Source organism: Dermabacter sp., from assembly GCF_032550575.1.
GTDB lineage: Bacteria > Actinomycetota > Actinomycetes > Actinomycetales > Dermabacteraceae > Dermabacter > Dermabacter hominis.
Map to the genome: position 1 here is coordinate 24,956 of NZ_JAWFZC010000002.1, position 15,251 is coordinate 40,206.

General features: G+C 61.6%; 18 protein-coding genes. 5 read left to right on the top strand and 13 right to left on the bottom strand.

The window, feature by feature from the left end:
• Positions 1-124: 124 nt before the first annotated feature.
• Positions 125-295, top strand: coding sequence for a 50S ribosomal protein L32 (rpmF, locus tag E6X30_RS03310; RefSeq protein WP_016664359.1), 171 nt, complete (start codon positions 125-127; stop codon positions 293-295).
• A 63-nt stretch (positions 296-358) separates the two neighbouring features.
• Here the strand turns inward: rpmF and rsmI are convergent, their stop codons facing one another.
• A complete protein-coding gene (rsmI, locus tag E6X30_RS03315; protein ID WP_083286135.1) occupies positions 359-1,228 on the bottom strand; it encodes a 16S rRNA (cytidine(1402)-2'-O)-methyltransferase in 870 nt (289 codons plus the stop codon).
• Between the two features lie 37 nt (positions 1,229-1,265).
• Between rsmI and E6X30_RS03320 the strand changes: the two genes are divergently transcribed.
• A complete protein-coding gene (locus tag E6X30_RS03320; RefSeq protein ID WP_316335727.1) occupies positions 1,266-2,855 on the top strand; it encodes a phospholipid carrier-dependent glycosyltransferase in 1,590 nt (529 codons plus the stop codon).
• A 10-nt stretch (positions 2,856-2,865) separates the two neighbouring features.
• Here the strand turns inward: E6X30_RS03320 and E6X30_RS03325 are convergent, their stop codons facing one another.
• The 12 genes from E6X30_RS03325 to E6X30_RS03380 all read right to left on the bottom strand — a co-directional run bounded on the left by E6X30_RS03325 (position 2,866) and on the right by E6X30_RS03380 (position 13,123).
• Entirely contained in the window at positions 2,866-3,333 is a 468-nt protein-coding gene (locus E6X30_RS03325; RefSeq protein WP_316335728.1) for an S-ribosylhomocysteine lyase, read from the bottom strand.
• 39 nt (positions 3,334-3,372) lie between these two features.
• Entirely contained in the window at positions 3,373-3,981 is a 609-nt protein-coding gene (locus E6X30_RS03330; RefSeq protein ID WP_070435350.1) for a LysR family transcriptional regulator substrate-binding protein, read from the bottom strand.
• Entirely contained in the window at positions 3,978-4,466 is a 489-nt protein-coding gene (locus E6X30_RS03335) for a DUF4870 domain-containing protein (protein WP_070435349.1), read from the bottom strand. The genes E6X30_RS03330 and E6X30_RS03335 overlap by 4 nt, the downstream gene beginning before the upstream one ends.
• Positions 4,459-5,361: an inositol monophosphatase gene (locus E6X30_RS03340; RefSeq protein WP_070435348.1), complete on the bottom strand. Its 903-nt coding sequence runs from the start codon at positions 5,359-5,361 to the stop codon at positions 4,459-4,461. Before E6X30_RS03340 ends, E6X30_RS03335 begins: the two co-directional genes overlap by 8 nt.
• Before the next feature lie 71 nt (positions 5,362-5,432).
• Positions 5,433-6,452, bottom strand: coding sequence for a sulfate/molybdate ABC transporter ATP-binding protein (locus E6X30_RS03345; protein ID WP_070435347.1), 1,020 nt, complete (start codon positions 6,450-6,452; stop codon positions 5,433-5,435).
• Positions 6,449-7,261: a molybdate ABC transporter permease subunit gene (gene modB / locus E6X30_RS03350; protein WP_316335729.1), complete on the bottom strand. Its 813-nt coding sequence runs from the start codon at positions 7,259-7,261 to the stop codon at positions 6,449-6,451. The genes E6X30_RS03345 and modB overlap by 4 nt, the downstream gene beginning before the upstream one ends.
• Complete coding sequence (gene modA, locus E6X30_RS03355) at positions 7,258-8,055, bottom strand: molybdate ABC transporter substrate-binding protein (protein WP_052127014.1); 798 nt, start codon at positions 8,053-8,055, stop codon at positions 7,258-7,260. Before modA (E6X30_RS03355) ends, modB begins: the two co-directional genes overlap by 4 nt.
• 118 nt (positions 8,056-8,173) lie before the next feature.
• Positions 8,174-8,974, bottom strand: a complete 801-nt coding sequence (gene modA, locus E6X30_RS03360; protein ID WP_316335731.1) for a molybdate ABC transporter substrate-binding protein — start codon at positions 8,972-8,974, stop codon at positions 8,174-8,176.
• Positions 8,975-8,978: 4 nt separating this feature from the next.
• Entirely contained in the window at positions 8,979-10,307 is a 1,329-nt protein-coding gene (locus tag E6X30_RS03365; protein ID WP_316335732.1) for a D-arabinono-1,4-lactone oxidase, read from the bottom strand.
• A gap of 30 nt (positions 10,308-10,337) precedes the next feature.
• Positions 10,338-11,549 carry an alanine racemase gene (locus E6X30_RS03370; RefSeq protein ID WP_316335733.1) on the bottom strand — a complete coding sequence of 404 codons (1,212 nt, stop codon included), beginning with the start codon at positions 11,547-11,549 and terminating at the stop codon, positions 10,338-10,340.
• Positions 11,550-11,578: 29 nt separating this feature from the next.
• Entirely contained in the window at positions 11,579-12,469 is an 891-nt protein-coding gene (locus tag E6X30_RS03375) for a hypothetical protein (protein ID WP_316335734.1), read from the bottom strand.
• 72 nt (positions 12,470-12,541) lie between these two features.
• The gene (locus E6X30_RS03380; RefSeq protein WP_316335735.1) at positions 12,542-13,123 is read right to left on the bottom strand and encodes a GNAT family protein; all 582 of its coding nucleotides are present in this window, start codon (positions 13,121-13,123) and stop codon (positions 12,542-12,544) included.
• A 32-nt stretch (positions 13,124-13,155) separates the two neighbouring features.
• Here E6X30_RS03380 and E6X30_RS03385 point away from each other — a divergent pair, with 32 nt between their 5' ends.
• From E6X30_RS03385 to mscL, 3 genes are all read left to right on the top strand, one after another.
• Positions 13,156-13,836, top strand: coding sequence for a 5-formyltetrahydrofolate cyclo-ligase (locus tag E6X30_RS03385; protein WP_316335736.1), 681 nt, complete (start codon positions 13,156-13,158; stop codon positions 13,834-13,836).
• 95 nt (positions 13,837-13,931) lie between these two features.
• Positions 13,932-14,609, top strand: a complete 678-nt coding sequence (locus E6X30_RS03390) for an SAF domain-containing protein (RefSeq protein WP_316335737.1) — start codon at positions 13,932-13,934, stop codon at positions 14,607-14,609.
• Positions 14,610-14,680: 71 nt separating this feature from the next.
• Positions 14,681-15,079: a large conductance mechanosensitive channel protein MscL gene (gene mscL, locus E6X30_RS03395; RefSeq protein ID WP_316335738.1), complete on the top strand. Its 399-nt coding sequence runs from the start codon at positions 14,681-14,683 to the stop codon at positions 15,077-15,079.
• Positions 15,080-15,251: the final 172 nt, after the last annotated feature.

The window sequence follows — 15,251 nt, forward strand, 5'->3', positions numbered from 1 at the left end:
ATATGCTTAGATTGATTCCTGTTGTGCGCGAGCACTCCCCTTTGGCGATCCCGTAGGACCCAGCCGGGGAATCTAGCCCGTGCGCCACCCAGATTTTTCACGCAGTTCGAGCAAGGAGCGCATCATGGCAGTGCCTAAGTTTAAGATGTCCCGGGCCCGCACCCGTTCGCGCCGCGCGAACTGGAAGGCCGAGACCACCGATCTCGTCAAGGTTACCGTTCGCGGTCGTACCGCGTCGGTTCCGCGCCGCCTCGCAAAGGCGTACCAGCGCGGCCTCATCGAGATCGACGGCTGATTTCAGCACTTCGCGAAAGGGCGCCCCACCTCACGGTGGGGCGCCCTTTCAGCTATAAGAGGGTTATGCCCTGTTCTTGTGCGCGAGAGCTGCGTCGTAGAGCTCTCGAGCAGATACCCGCTCGTGTTCCCGCGCAACGGCCTTCGCGGCGTCCTTGAGCCGCTCCCCCGCCTCGGCGCGCGCGAGCACAAGTGCCGCCAGATCAGCCGGGTCCTCCTCGCGAGGCGGGGCCGGCGCCACCACGATCGCGATCTCGCCAAGCACCTCTGTTTCACGGGCCCACGCGGCGAGCTCGGCAAGGGGTCCCCGCATAATCTCTTCGTGGGTCTTCGTGAGCTCGCGTGCAACGCACGCCTCTCGTTCGGCTCCGAAAACGTCGACCATTGCCTCGAGGCATTCGCGCGTGCGTCGCGGAGATTCGAAGAAGATTAGTGTGCGTGCCTCGCGTGAAAGGCTCTCGAGCGCAGACAGACGCTTGCTCGACGTGCGCGGAAGGAAACCTTCAAAGGCAAAGCGATCGGGAGCAATCCCCGAGTGCACAAGCGCGGTGAGAGGCGCGGAAGGACCCGGGAACACGTCGACGGCGATGCCTTCGCGGGTAGCGGATTCGACCGCGCGAAAACCTGGATCGGAGACCACCGGCATCCCCGCATCGGTGACGAGCAAAACCTTTTGCCCGCTTCTCGCCGCCTCAAGAAGGGTCTCGGTGCGCTCGACTTCGTTGTGTTCGTGATACGCGAGTGTGCGCGCCGTTAGCCTGATGCCGAGTTCGCTCGCCAGCCGCTTTACGCGGCGCGTATCCTCGGCAGCGATCAGATCAGCTTCTCGCAACGCACCGACGAGTCTGAACGACGCATCGAGGGGATTTCCGATGGGGGTTGCGGCAAGGGCGATAGTTCCCGGTGTGAGCACGGTTTTGTTCTCGGTTTCCACCGTGCGATCCTACCGCGCGGCCCTTTAGGATGGGCTCGTGAGTGATACACGTGCGAGTGGAAGCGGCGGGTCTTCGGTGTCCCCGATGACGGGCAAGCGAGCGGCGCGCCCATCAACGGAGAAAGCCCGCGGGCCATTCGGACTTACCGAGCGCACCACGACGTGGATCCTCGCGCTCGTCCTTGTCGTATGGTCTGGGGCTCTGCGCCTCTATAAGCTCGGCCACGTCAAGACCCTCATCTTCGATGAGGTCTATTACGTGCGCGACGCCTATACGCTCCTTCGCGAGGGCAACGAGCGCGCGTGGGCGAAGGACGTCTCGAAGGCTGCGTTCGAGCGCGGCGACATCGACTCCTACCTGCCCGATCCCCAGTACGTGGTGCACCCGCCCGTCGGCAAATGGGTGATCGCGCTCGGAGAGTGGGCCCTCGGTGCGGACAACCCGTGGGGCTGGCGCATCTCCGTAGCGCTCGTAGGAACGCTAGGCGTCCTCATGCTGTTTTTGACGGTCCGACGCCTGCTCGGCAACACTGCTCTCGCGTTTCTCGCGGCCTACCTGCTCTCCATTGACGGAGTCCACCTCACTCACTCCCGGACGAGTTTGCTCGACCTGATTCTTGGGTTCTTCTGTCTCCTCGCGTTTTACTTTCTCCTCCGGGATCGCGATCAATTTCGCGATGCGCTCGGGAGGATCGAGGGGGCTGCGGAAGGCTTCGGGCACGTCACAGGGGTGCGCTGGTGGCGTATCGCCGCGGGAATTTCGCTCGGCCTCGCATGCGGCGTGAAGTGGTCGGGGCTCTATTTCGTCGCGGTGTTCGGCATCATGACGGTGCTGTGGGACTGGGCGGCGCGTCGACGCTTCGGCGATCCTCGCTGGAAACTTCGCGGCTTCGCGCTCGATGCTATTCCCGCCTTCTTCGCGATCGTCGGCAGTGCACTCGCAACATATGTGCTCTCGTGGACCGGGTGGTTTGCCTCCAAGGACGGGTACTTCCGCAACTGGGCGGCGGAGAACGGACACGCGTCGAACCCGGTGACCGAGGCCCTTGCGTCACTGTGGCACTACCACCAGGAGGCTTACTCGTTCCACGTTGGGCTCGACTCTACGCACACGTATGCCGCCAAACCTTGGCTCTGGCTCCTCCAACTCCGCCCGACGAGCTTCTACTACGAGTCCTACACGTACGGCGAGGCGGGCTGCGAGGTCGAAAAATGCTCGGCAGCCATTACGAATCTCGGCAACCCGTTCATTTGGTGGTTCGGGGCACTGGCGCTTCTCGTTACGCTCGTGGTCGCGATCGTACGGCGAAGCGGTACGGCCGGGGCGATCCTCTCGGGGATTATCGCGGGCTACCTCCCGTGGTTCCTGTACCTCGACCGCACGATCTTCCAGTTCTATTCGGTCGTGTTCGAGCCGTGGCTCATCATGGCGATCGTTTTCGTGTTCGCTCTCATGCTCGGGACGCGCACGGCTTCGCGTACGAGGCGCCGCATCGCGATCTTCGCGATCGCCTCACTCGTCGTGACCATGACGCTCGCCTCGGCGTTCTGGTGGCCACTGTGGACGGCCCAGGTCATTCCTTACGACCTGTGGCGCGCCCACATGTGGTTTGATTCCTGGATCTAGCCCGGGCTCTTTAGGCTTCCGCTTCGACCTGGAGCCACTCGCTCTTCTTCTCGAGGAACCTCTGTGCCGCGCTCTTCGCGCCCTCGAGGCTATGGTGGGCGCCCCACCCGCACTGGATCTCGTTCGCCGCGGGAACAGCATGTGCCTCTAGAAGGTCGTTCAACGTGGCCTCGACGAGCGGTGCCACCTCTTCGGGCGTGTGGTCGCCGCGCATGAGCAAGTAGAAGCCGGTGCGGCAGCCCATGGGCGAAATATCGAGGATGTCGTCGCTGTGGTTGCGAGAGAACTCCGCCATCATGTGCTCGAGCGAATGGACAGTCTCAGTTTCGAGGGCGTCAACGTTCGGCTGGGTGAAACGAATATCGAACTTCGTGAGCGTGACCCCGCCGAGATCTTTGCGATCTGCGACGCGGATATACGGTGCCGCGACGGTGCGGTGGTCAAGATTAAAGCTTTCAACGTTCATACGCTCGTTCATCGCGTTTTCCTTTCGGAGGTCGAAGTCTTCCGTGTCATCCTAACGACGAGAACTGCGGGCGGTGCGACCCCGTACCACGCCCTGAAACTCCTGGCGCACGTTATCGTCGGCACTTTTTGGCCACGCGAGCACGATTCGGGTTCCCTCACGCTCGGCGAGAGGCCTGTGGGTGACGTCCTTGCGGGCATGCAACCGAGCAAGGGACATGGGCATGATGGCATAGCCATTACCTGCGGCGACGGTCGCGACCGCACCTTTTGGCCCCCCGCATTCTTCGAGGCTGAACTGATGCTCCCCCTCAAGGTCGCTCTCGGTGAGTTCCTCGCTGAGGCTCAGCGGATTGTCTTTCGCGACTACCGCGACGGGCCGTTCTTCCCAGAGCGGCACTGCATGAATTTCCTCGCGCTTGAGCACGGGCCCTTCCGAGCGCGGGGCGCTGTTCCACGGAAGCCGCGCGAATACCATGTCGACAGCCCCGCATGCGAGCGCTTCCTCTGGGGCGCGGTCATCGAGCGGGACCAGCTGCAATTCTGGTCGCTTGGGATCGCTGTGCCAGCGCCGCGCGAAGACGTCGGGCTCGACCCCGGGAATAAACCCCACGCGAAGCGCGCCGCCCGCAGCACGCGGCGCGCTTTCAGCGAGCTTCACTTGATGATCGCAACCGTAAAGGGATACGTGTATGCCTCGCCGTTGTTCGCCTTCAACGCGGCAATAATCGGTATCACGATCGTCGCTACCAGAATCGCCAGGCCAATGATCGCAGCGATCAGGATGAAGACGAGCGGGACGAGAAGGAACGAGAGGAAGGTCCCCAGAAAGAAGAAGAACCACGCGATGAGGCTGTAAACGAAAAGGTTGATCGCGAAGTTCAGCGCACCCGCGGAAGCGTTGCGGACGAAGGGGCTCTTGTCACGATAGATCAGGTAGATAACGAGCGGCCCGACCCACCCGAGCCAGCCGGCCGAGACCAGGGTCGCAACGAGCGTGCTGAGGTGAGCGAGGATGGCCCAGGTGCGTTCATCGCTTGTCACGCCACCGGGGCCGGCAGGGCCGCTAAAGCCGGGTGCACCGGTGCCCTGGCTGCCGGACGTGGGATTGCTAAAGCCGTATGGATTCGATGGTTGGTCACTCATGGTGGGCTCCTTCATTACGTAGGGATCGTTCACATCGAGAAGCGTGGACGCGCTCAAGCAGGGAATCGAGCTCCTCGTAGCGCTTCGCACTCGTACAGGCGACATACGCCGGGCATTCCTGAGGTGGGATCGCCTCCGCTCCGTCGACGTCACTCGGGCTGCACGTCCACGTGCGAATACTCCCGCCAGCTTTCTCAATGATATGGAAGCCAGCAGCGATATCCCACGGATTAATGCTCGTGAGGGTCGTGGCATCCGCCCACCCCGCGGCCACGAAGCACAGTTCGAGCGCCGCCGAGCCAAGGTTTCGCACTGCCCCCGCGCTTTCGAGCAAGGCGAGCCTCTCGCGTTCGGCGAACGATCGATCCTCGCAAAGATCGCGAAGTCCCGGGAATCCCGTGAGAACAAGTGCATCCGCGAGTGCTCGTTCGGGATTGGGACCAAGTCTCTTCGTTCCCAGATAGGCGGCAGTGTCATCGGCCCAAAACTCCATGCCGAGGGCAGGAGCATTCACGACACCGCCCACGAGCACATCCTCAACCGCCACGCCAATCGAGATCGCGTATAGCGGATTGCCGGTCGCAAAGTTCGAGGTGCCGTCAATAGGGTCAACGTAAAACGTCACGGCACTCGTGCCCTCGCGGGTTCCGCCCTCTTCACCCACGATTCGGGCATCCGGGCAGTTCGCGAGGAGTACCTCGCGAATGCGGTCCTCGCACGCGCGATCGTGAGCGGTCACAATATCGTGAGCATTCGCCTTGTATTCGCGCTCCACGGGACCTCCGCCAACCTCAGCGAGGTAGCTCGCGGCTGCTGCGGCAGCCTCACGCGCAAATGCAATAAGCCCCGCGAGCTCAGTTACATTCCTTGCAGTGGCGAAAGAATTCGTGATCACGCCTCCATTCCATCACGAAGACAATCGTCAACCTGGAAGCGGGCATCAATGACCAGGCCCTACCAACGATCTCAGCGTCGACGCTCAACCTTGACGAGCCCCGTTTGTTCAATCGTTGCGACACGCCCCTCCGCGACTGTGCCGCGCGCGCTGCTCAACATACTCAGCTCGACGGGGACATCTTCGAAATACGCCACGGGGCAGGGGCCGATTCGAGAAATACCGCGAATGCGTCCTGCTCCGATACCGTCGGCGTGGTCTCCCACACGTAAGCGCAGCGCGCGAGGGTCGATCAAGGCACGCCCGGGGCCCAGCCCACACTCCCCCATCGTTGCAAGCGGAACTCCGCCGCTCGTTACGAAAACTCCGCGCTCTCGCATCTCGCCGTCAACCCATTTGAGTCCCGCGAGTTCCGCGAGAAACTCGGATCTCGGAAATGAAAGGGCATCGTCGGCACTGCACTCTTCGGTTACGTGGCCATCCTCGAGCACACACACTCGATCCGCCCACGCGAGAAGATCAAGAACATCATGGGTCACGCACACAAGAGTCCGCGTTTGCGCGAGGTCAGCCACGAGACCTCTCATTTCCCTTGCGGCGCGAACGTCGAGAGCCGCGAGCGGCTCATCCAGGAGCAGCACACGTGGTTCAACCGCAAGAGCCCGCGCGAGCGCACATTTTTGCGCTTGACCTCCCGAAAGCGTGCGAGGTCGCCGATCCTCAAACCCCTCAAGACCCACCTTCACCGCAAGTTCACCGGCTACTTCGCGGGCCTCGCGCCGTTTCATCCCTGCACTCACAAGACCGTAAGCGATATTGTCAAGAACGCTCATGTGATTGAAGAGATGCGCTGTTTGAGAGAGATAGGCAAAACCTCTCTTGTGAAGCGGTGTTCGGCTGAAATCCTCACCATCAATCGCTAAGCGAATTTCTCCATCGCGCGGAGCGGCAAGATGCCCAGCGAGCGCCTCAAGCATCGTGGACTTTCCCGCCCCATTCGGACCCACGAGAGCAACGTGCTCACCGGCATCGATACGGATGCAAGCATCAACAGCGCGGCCGGGAATACGAACCGCGAGATCTAGACTCATCGAGCATCCGCCTCACGTTGAAGCGGTCCACGGGCATAGGCAATTGAAACGACCACGAGTGAAAAAATGACGAGGATTATCGAAAGGCCCACGGCATCGGCAATGTCTCCCTCACGGGCAAGATAGATCTGCAGCGGGAGCGTGCGCGTCAAGCCGGCGAGCGACCCCGCAAACGTTAGCGTCGCCCCAAATTCACCGAGCGAGCGCGCGAGGGCCAAAGTCGCAGCGATAAGAATCGACGGTGCGAAGCGCGGAACGGTAACGGTACGAAACACGCGCATCGGCCGAGCACCTAGGCTCGCCGCTGCACGCTCCTCAGCAAACCCACTAGCGCGAAACGCACTTTCGAGGGTGAGTACTACAAACGGGAGCGAAACAAACACCTGCGCTATGACGACGGCGCTCGTCGTGAAGACAACTCGGATGCCGGCACTCTCTAAAAGCGGAGCGAGAAGACTCTGGCGCCCGTAAGCGAGCAAAAGGGCAATTCCTGATACCACGGGAGGCAGAACAAGAGGCACGAGCACAAGTGCACGCAAGAGCACTGTGAGCGGACCGGAAGAACGAGCAAGCTTGAGCGCAAGCGCGAGCCCAAAAGTTGTCGATATGAGGCACGCGAGCGTCGCCGTCACAAGCGAGAGGACTGCCGCCGAGCGATTTTCGGGACCTGCAGCGAGATCGGCAAGGCTGCCCCAAGGCGTCCCCAGGGCAAGCGCCACGATCGGAAAAACAATGCTCAGACCCGCCATCACGGCAAGAAGCCCAACGAGCATCGGGGTTCTCGCACTCTCACGACGCACCGGGCTCACTCTCCCTTTTGGAAACCAGCTTCCGCTAGTGCCTTTTGGCCATCGTCACCAAGGACGTAGTCCACAAATTTCTGCGCAGCCTCGCTTCGCTTCGCTTTTTGGGCTTCAACCGTCACAGCGATGGGGTATTCATTTGCGAGCGATTCGGCCTCGGGGATTTCAAGTCCGTCTACTTTTTCAGGCGCGGACGCAACATCTGTCTCGTACACAAACGCAACATCGGCTTCGCCAGCCTTCACGAGTCCCAGAGTGTCGGTCACCGAATTCTGCTCGGTATCAAAATCGATCTTGGGGTCCCCAGCAGCCATGAGCACCTTATCCGTGAGGGCACCACACGGCACCTCACTCGCACACCTCACGACCACGAGCTCGGGCCGAGATGCAAGGTCATCGAGCCCTGTAACCTTCTTCGGGTTACCCTCCGCGACAGCGATTTCGAGGGAATTACGGGCAAAGATGCGAGGAGACGAGGACACTAGATTCTTTGACTCCGCCGTATCCATCCACTTCTTTGAAGCAGAGGCAAAAACATCTGCGGGAGCGCCACCATCCATTTGAGTAACCAGATCCTGCGATCCGGCAAACGTAAAGACAACATCGATATCCGGGTTCTTAGCCTCGAACTCCTTCTCGAAGCTCTCGAAGGTGTTCTTGAGCGAGGCAGCGGCAAAAACCGTGACCTTCGTGCGACCTGGTGAAGCGTCGGATGTCGCACCTTCGTTGGTACTTCCACAACCTGCGAGCGACGCCGCAGCGAGCATCGCTGCAGCTCCAGCACCTGCCATTCGTTTCATCGAATCCATCCTCCATGAAGGAAATCGAAAATAGGAGTAGGGAACAGGCTATCTGAGTCGAGCTCATTACTCTCGACTGCACAATCTTCTAAGGAGCGGTAGGCGAGGTACACAGCACTCACTTCACGGGTCGAAAGCCAGCATCAACGATCGTCATTTGCCCCTCGTGGCTGAGGACAAGGTCAACGTACTTCTGCGCGGCCTCGCTTCGAGTGCTTTCCTTCGCGTCCTTCGTCACCGCAATTTCATACGTGTTCGAATGAAGCTGCGCACCCGCGAGGTCAACTCCGTCAACCGTGTCTTCAGCGGAAGCGACGTCGCTTTCATAAACGATGGCGGCATCGGCCTCCCCCGCCTTCAGAAGCCCGAGAGCATCCCTGGAGGATTGCTCCTCTGTATCAAAACGGAGGTCGTCGAGAAAAGCGTTCCTCACGAGCTTATCCGTGGCCTCACCGCACGGAACCGCGCTCGCGCACCGCACAGCGACAAGTTCGGGGCGCGCCGCGAGATCCTCGAGGTCTTCGATGTTCTTCGGATTCCCTTTCGCGACGGCGAGCTCAAGTGTGTCAAGCGCAAAAACCTCGGCCGAATACTTCGGCACGAGCCCCTTGTCCTCCGCCTGGTTCATCCACGTGGTCGAAGAGGGCGCGAACACATCCGCTCGGGCACCGCCGTCCATCTGAGTGACGAGATCCTGGGACTCGGCAAACGTCAAGACGACATCGACGCCCGGATTGGCCGCTTCAAAATCCTTCTCAAGGTCCTCGAAGGAGCTCTTGAGCGAGGTATCCGCGAAAACCGTGAGATTCGTGCGAGACGGCGAGGCCTGTGACCCCGTACCGTCCTTACCTCCACCGCACCCCACGATTGACACTGCAACGAGCATTGCTGCGGCTAGAGCGCTTGCCTTGCGCTTCATCGTGTCATCCTCCAAGAAGTGAATCGAGATACGGCGTTGAGAACACCCTATCGGGGTCGAGTTCATTCCTCACCGCTGCAAAGTCGTTCCATCGTGGGTAGAGGCTCCGCAGTTCAGTTTCCTTCAGCCAGTGCGTCTTGCCCCAGTGCGGTCGGCCTTCAAACTCAGCGAGAGTGTCGTGAACGAGGCGGAGGTAGTCGTCGTTTTTCGCGTGACAAGGGTTGTGAGCGGCGATGTATACGGTGTCTCGTTCGCTCGCCGTCGAAAGCCACACGTCATCGGCTGCAGCTCGACGAACTTCGAGCGGGAAGATGAGCGAGGGCGTCGAACGCTCGAGTGTGCGTGTGAGCGTGTCAAAGGCCTCTTCGAAACGGCTCGCGGGAATTGCCATTTCGCACTCGCGAAAACGCGTGCGGCGCGAGGCAACGAAGAGTCGGTAAGGCAGGTGCACCGCCTCCCCCGCAGGCATGAGCATTGAAACCGCACCAGTGAGGGGCCTCTTCGTGGCCGGCACGGCCTGGACGAGACGGTTCGCGAGTGCAAATGCGCCGTTCCCCACGACTTCGCTCTCGACAAAGTCGCGCACCCGCCCCATTCCTTTGCTCGATGACTCCGCGGGGACATGGTTGAGTTCGCGCACGACGGCTCTCTTCCCGCCCGGCACAAAGAAGAACTCCTGATGATCCTGGATAGCACTCGTCTCGAGGAATTTCGCGGCAGTCTCTTCGAGTGGCGCTGCGTACTCTCTCCTGTGGAGTTTGTAGAGCGGGATCGTGCGAAGCCGTACCTCAACAATGATGCCGAGGGCGCCAAGACCAAGCCGCGCGGCCTCGAAAAGCTTCACATTGTGCTCGCGGTCCGCCCACACGGCATCACCGTTCGCGAGCACGATCTTGAGACCTGTGACTAACCCGGAAACCCCCGTGAATCGTCCACCGGTTCCATGCGTGCCGGTACTGATCGCCCCCGCGATTGACTGCCGATCGATGTCGCCCATGACTTCAAGCGCGCGCGAGTGCCTCGCGAGTATCGGCCCGATTTCCCACAGGCGTGTGCCGCCGCGCAGTGTCACATCGCCCGTGTCTTTATCGATGCACACGAGCCCGCGATACCGATCGAGGGTCAGGGTCACGCCGTTCGGCTTCGCAACTGGCGAAAAGGAGTGTCCGGCGCCCATAGCTCGAAGGGCCGTTCCATGTGCCGTTGCCCGCGCGATGTGGTGCACGATTTCCCGTTCGCTTCGGGGGTGCACAACTTCCGTGGGCGAGAACTCCACGTTTCCCGACCAGTTCGCGCGAATGTCGCGCGCCGAGCCCAAAGCGATCTTTGCCATGCCCTCAGCCTTCCCTCGTTGATCCGGAACCTAAATATACGCGCGCCCTAGGCCACGATAAGTGGAGACGACATCAATAACCTCGTCCTCTTGCACAACAACGTAGGCGCCAAGATGCTCGGCTACCTCACCGGCCTTCGCGTGTCGCACCCATACGGTGTCCCCCACACGCAATCTTTCGGCAGCCCTCCCGCGCAACGGCGTTTGCACCTCTCCCGCGCCTTCGAGTCCCACATAGCCGAGAGAGCGCGGATACACGACGCGCGGTAGCCTGTCCTTTCCGGGCGGACCGCTCGCGACCCATCCGCCTCCGAGAATTGTTGCAACGCCGCGCGCGGGTCGCCGTACGACGGGGAATCCCACAAACAACGCTGGCTCGGGGCGGAAACCCACGAAATGATCGAAGCTCGCCGGACCAATGAGTCCCGAACCCGCGGCTACTTCCGTGACGCTAGGATCCGCACACGTGGACTCGATACTCCCCGTGCCACCCCCGTTGACGAACTCCAGATCGCACACCTTTCGTACGCGTTTTACGGCCTCACCGCGCCTGGCGGCGACTTCACGCGCACTGAGGACTTGCATTCCGCGTGTCAAAAGCCGCATTGGGGAATGCCCTCGATTGGGAGTTCCCGCAATCTGCGATTCATAGCCCATGAGCCCCACGAGCGCAATGTCCGGTTGGCGCGTGAGGACCCGTGCAAGGTCTTCGACATCCTCGGGTGTGAATAGCGGTGAGCGAAGCGCCCCAAGGTGAACGCCACGCACGGGAGCGTAGGAACAATCGAGTTCAATGCACACGCGCACGGGCGCTTCAGAACTGGAGTGTGAGCAGCGCGCTTCCACGATCATGTCGGCATGGGCGCGCGAATCAACCATGAGAGTAATGGACCTCAGGGCCCGCTCGTTCGTCACGAGTCGAGAAAGCGCCTCGCGGTCGGCGGTGGGATAGGCGACGAGGACGTCCTTATAGCTCTCCTCAACGAGGTCGAGCGCCTCCGCCAGGGAGAAAGCCAGCAGGCCCCCTTCGAATTCGCGCTCGGCACGTTCGATAAGGAAGGGAACGCGCAGAGACTTTGTGGCGACACGAATGGGCGTCGTTCCAGCTCGCTTCTTGAGCGCGCGGGCATTGGCGTCGAATCGGGCGAGATCAAGTATCGCAACGGGGCGGCGGTCGAGACCCGCAGCTTCAAGCGCACGTTCATAGCGCTCGAATTCCCCCGGTCCCGCTTGTGCTGACACTGCCACCACGGTAGGAAGGTAAGCGAAGTTCAGGCTCGGCGGCGCCGCATGACGTCGTCGACGGTGAGACCTGAGCCGATCACCTGGGCGTTCGACGCGAGATACGTCCCCTGTTCCACTTCAGCCTCCGCCTCACGTTCCTCGACGTCTGCGGCTTCGAGGCTGCTCCCTGTCGAGAGAGAGCCATAGCGGAAGCTCACGCGGGAGGCAAAGCGCTCGTCGGCGAGAGCCTTACCCCTCCCCTCTTCACGCGCTTCGAGCACCTGGCGCAAGAAGGCCTCGTGGCGCTCGGCAGGGCTCATCTCGCTCGAGCGCGAGATTTCTTTTTCCGACGCCTGCTCAAGCTCGGCGTGGTTAGCGTCGGCATCGTTTTCCTCTTCGGCTTCGGGGGCGCTCTCAACGCGAGCCTCGGCTTCATTCACGTGTTCGGTACCGATCACGGTTTGCGCACGCAGTGCTCGCGTCGCGCGGAGGACGACGAGGTAGAGGCCAAGCGCGGCCACGGACCCGAGCGGGAACCAGATGTTCGTGAGGGAAAGCGAGGTGGTCACGACGCTCGCGAGGGTCGTCAGCACGAGCATGGCGAGGAGAGCCTTGAGCGCGGTCCCGAGCCCCGTGCGGTGAGCGCGGTCGTGCACGAGGTCGGTGCGCTCCTCTACGCCGAAACGCGGGCGCGAAGTTGGGTCCGCGGGGCGGAGAAGGCTGCGGTTCTCGGGCATGTCGGTCACCTCGTGCGAGAGAGAAGAGTAGGTGCGGCAGGCGTCTGTGACGTCTCGGGCACTCTCGGAGTGGCGCTGCTGCGCGACCTTTGCCGCCTCCCCGAGCGTGTACCGCCGATCGGCGGCCCTGGGAACGGCGTACAGCAGCCACATGCCCACGAGAAGGGCGATGAGCACCGCACCGAGATTAAAGCTGTTCACCCCTTGATCGTAGGGACTTTACGCGCTCCAGCCCCGCACATCCGACCGCGTGTCGCACCCGTAGGGCGCACCTCACCGCACAGGCGGAACCCGGTCGAGCAATAGGCCCCTCGCCGGAATCTCCTCACGGGTCAGAGCGAATACCCTGTGGTCGCGCCACGAGCCTGAGACGTAGATGCAACGCTCGCGAATCCCTTCGTCTCGAAGGCCCAACTTCTCCACCACCCTGAGCGAAGCGGCGTTAGAGGGACGCACGAGAATTTCGACGCGATGAAGCTCTTGGCCGATGAGCACTTCCTCGAGTGCGAGAGCAAGGGCACGTGGAGCAATTCCGCGCCCTGCCCATTCGTGTGCCACCCAGTAGCCCACGTGCGCGGTCGAAAGCGGACCAAACACAATCGGGGAAAAACCGATATGCCCCACGAGCGCTCTCTTGCGAAAGATCCCGAGGGACGACCACGCGATGTTGCCACCTTGGCGTCTAAGCGCTCGAAATTGCGCTTCAAACGAAGGGAAGCCGCCGTCGCCCCATGAAGGGTCCTGACCCTCCCAGCGTTCGAGCCACTCGGCGCTGCTTTCGCGCACGCGAACATAGGCCTTTCGATCGCGGCGCACGAATGGGCGCAGGGTGAGCGAAGCGTCGCGGAGTCTCATGAGGGGAAGTCTAGCGCTAGTCGAGACACGGCGTGAACACCGGAGCAAGGGAGGTCGACCCGAAAATGGTGCTGTGGCACGATGTCCTCATGAACGAGAGCAACACGCCAGCAATGAAGCGAGCGCTTCGCCGCGAGATTCTTCGGTCCCGCCGAGAGACCTACGGAGCCGAGGCAGCGCGGGAGAGCGCCACCCGCATCCGGGCCCACCTCGAGAAAAGCATCGACCCGTGGATTGGCACCGCGCGACGCCCCCTCGTCATTGCGGGCTACGTTCCCGTGCCTGCCGAGGCAAGCGCTCTTGCGTGGCTGCGACGTAAGGCGCGCGACGGCCACACCGTCATTCTTCCCACCTATGAAGGACAGCTTCTCGGTTGGCGTGTGTGGGATGGACACGAAACTCTCCTCCCTTCAAGCGGCGCGAAGTTCGGCGCCGAACCCACGGGCGAATCTTTTGGGGCCGAAGGGCTGGCCCGTGCCGACCTCATCATCACGCCCGCCGTCGCCGTTGACCTTGCAGGAACGCGTCTCGGGCACGGCAAGGGGTATTACGATCGAGCTCTCACCCATGTGCGCCCCGAAACCCGCGTACTCACCCTCGTCCACGAGACCGAACTTTTCGATGCGGGCACTCTCCCCCGCGAACCCCACGACGTTTTCATCCCCGAGGTCCTCACAGAGTCAGGCCTTGTTGCTCTTGGCAACCCCGCCTAAGCTCACGCCACGGCGCATGCTTCACAACCGAACTGAATCCCCAACAGGCAAGCCACGCGGCACCCGCGGCACGATTCATTCCTAACGTGGAGCGCATGGGAGAAGAATCATCGCTTGCGCGAGCTCAACGCGCACTTGCCACTGCTGCCCCTCACGTGCGGCGTGCCGTACGGAAGAACCGGGGACTCGCAGCCCTCGTCATCGTCGCCGGGCTCGTGAGTTTCGGAGCTCCGCCACTTGCCGCACATGTCCTCCCTGGAATCTCCGTGGTTGTCGCGAACCGTGATATTTCGCCTGGCGAAACATTAGAGGCGGGAGACCTGACGTCTGCGAAAGTACGACCCGATCTTGTTCCCGAGGGTGCTACTCGGAGTCCCCGCGAGGTCACGGGTAAAAGCACTGCGGGATCAATCGAAAAGGGGGCTCTCGTTCTCAGGGAGCACCTGCGGGAAGCCGAATCTGCGCTCGGCACCGAACGTGCCCTCGTCTCGATCCCCATTTCCGCCTCCAGCGTCGTCGATAGCGCCGAGCCCGGCACGCAGCTTCGCGTGTTTTGCGAACAACCGTCAAACTCCGAGGGCTTCGCTCAGGCGCCAAAGCTGAGCGAAGTGCGTGCAGTTCTTCGCGAACCACGTGTGCCCAAGAGTGGTGGCGTCGCCCCATTCGCTGCGTCCGGTACTCCAATGGCGACGATCGAAATTGAGCGCGCGCAGGTTTCAACTATTGCGCATTGCACACTCAATGCACCTCCATTCATCGCCGTGGTCGGCTAGTTTTGATTGCGCAGCGTTATTTCGGCATGCGCCGGGCTGCTCCGAACACCCTTTACCGAAAGGACACGGCCGTGAACGGTTTCAAAGAATTCATCATGAAGGGCAACGTTCTCGACCTCGCGGTCGGCGTTGTCATCGGCGGCGCATTTACCGCCCTCATCAAGGCTTTCGTTGACCACCTCATCAATCCGGTCGTGGCCGTTTTTGGCGGCACAAACGTTGATGGCTTCGCGTACCGCATCATTGCCGACAACAAGGCGACAACCCTAGACTTCGGCGCGATCATCTCGGCAGTCATCGCCTTCCTCATCACCGCCGCAGTGGTGTACTTCGTGTTCGTTCTCCCCGTGAACAAGGCGCGCGCACTCGACAAGAAGCGCCGCGGCATCACCGAAGAGGTCACGGAACTCACCGACATCGACCTCCTCACCGACATTCGCGACCTTCTCAAGGCGCAGAACACCAAGTGAGCCTCGGCTCGCACACGCGAGTCACCCACACCCCCGGTGGAATTGCGCACGCCTCTTCAGCGTGCCCATCCCCGGGGGTTTTCGTTGCTTTGGACATGCACTGGTCCCGAGGGGTTGACCCCGTTCGTCAATGGCCCTGGCACCGGTTTCGTTGCCCCGTTCTCCCTCTCGG

Coding starts and splice junctions, on each gene's coding strand:
- E6X30_RS03345 (WP_070435347.1), bottom strand. CDS start 6,452: ATGAGTCTAGATCTCGCGGTTCGTATTCCCGGCCGCGCTGTTGATGCT.
- E6X30_RS03365 (WP_316335732.1), bottom strand. CDS start 10,307: ATGGCAAAGATCGCTTTGGGCTCGGCGCGCGACATTCGCGCGAACTGG.
- modA (WP_052127014.1), bottom strand. CDS start 8,055: ATGAAACGAATGGCAGGTGCTGGAGCTGCAGCGATGCTCGCTGCGGCG.
- E6X30_RS03325 (WP_316335728.1), bottom strand. CDS start 3,333: ATGAACGAGCGTATGAACGTTGAAAGCTTTAATCTTGACCACCGCACC.
- modA (WP_316335731.1), bottom strand. CDS start 8,974: ATGAAGCGCAAGGCAAGCGCTCTAGCCGCAGCAATGCTCGTTGCAGTG.
- E6X30_RS03390 (WP_316335737.1), top strand. CDS start 13,932: ATGGGAGAAGAATCATCGCTTGCGCGAGCTCAACGCGCACTTGCCACT.
- E6X30_RS03380 (WP_316335735.1), bottom strand. CDS start 13,123: ATGAGACTCCGCGACGCTTCGCTCACCCTGCGCCCATTCGTGCGCCGC.
- rpmF (WP_016664359.1), top strand. CDS start 125: ATGGCAGTGCCTAAGTTTAAGATGTCCCGGGCCCGCACCCGTTCGCGC.
- E6X30_RS03335 (WP_070435349.1), bottom strand. CDS start 4,466: ATGAGTGACCAACCATCGAATCCATACGGCTTTAGCAATCCCACGTCC.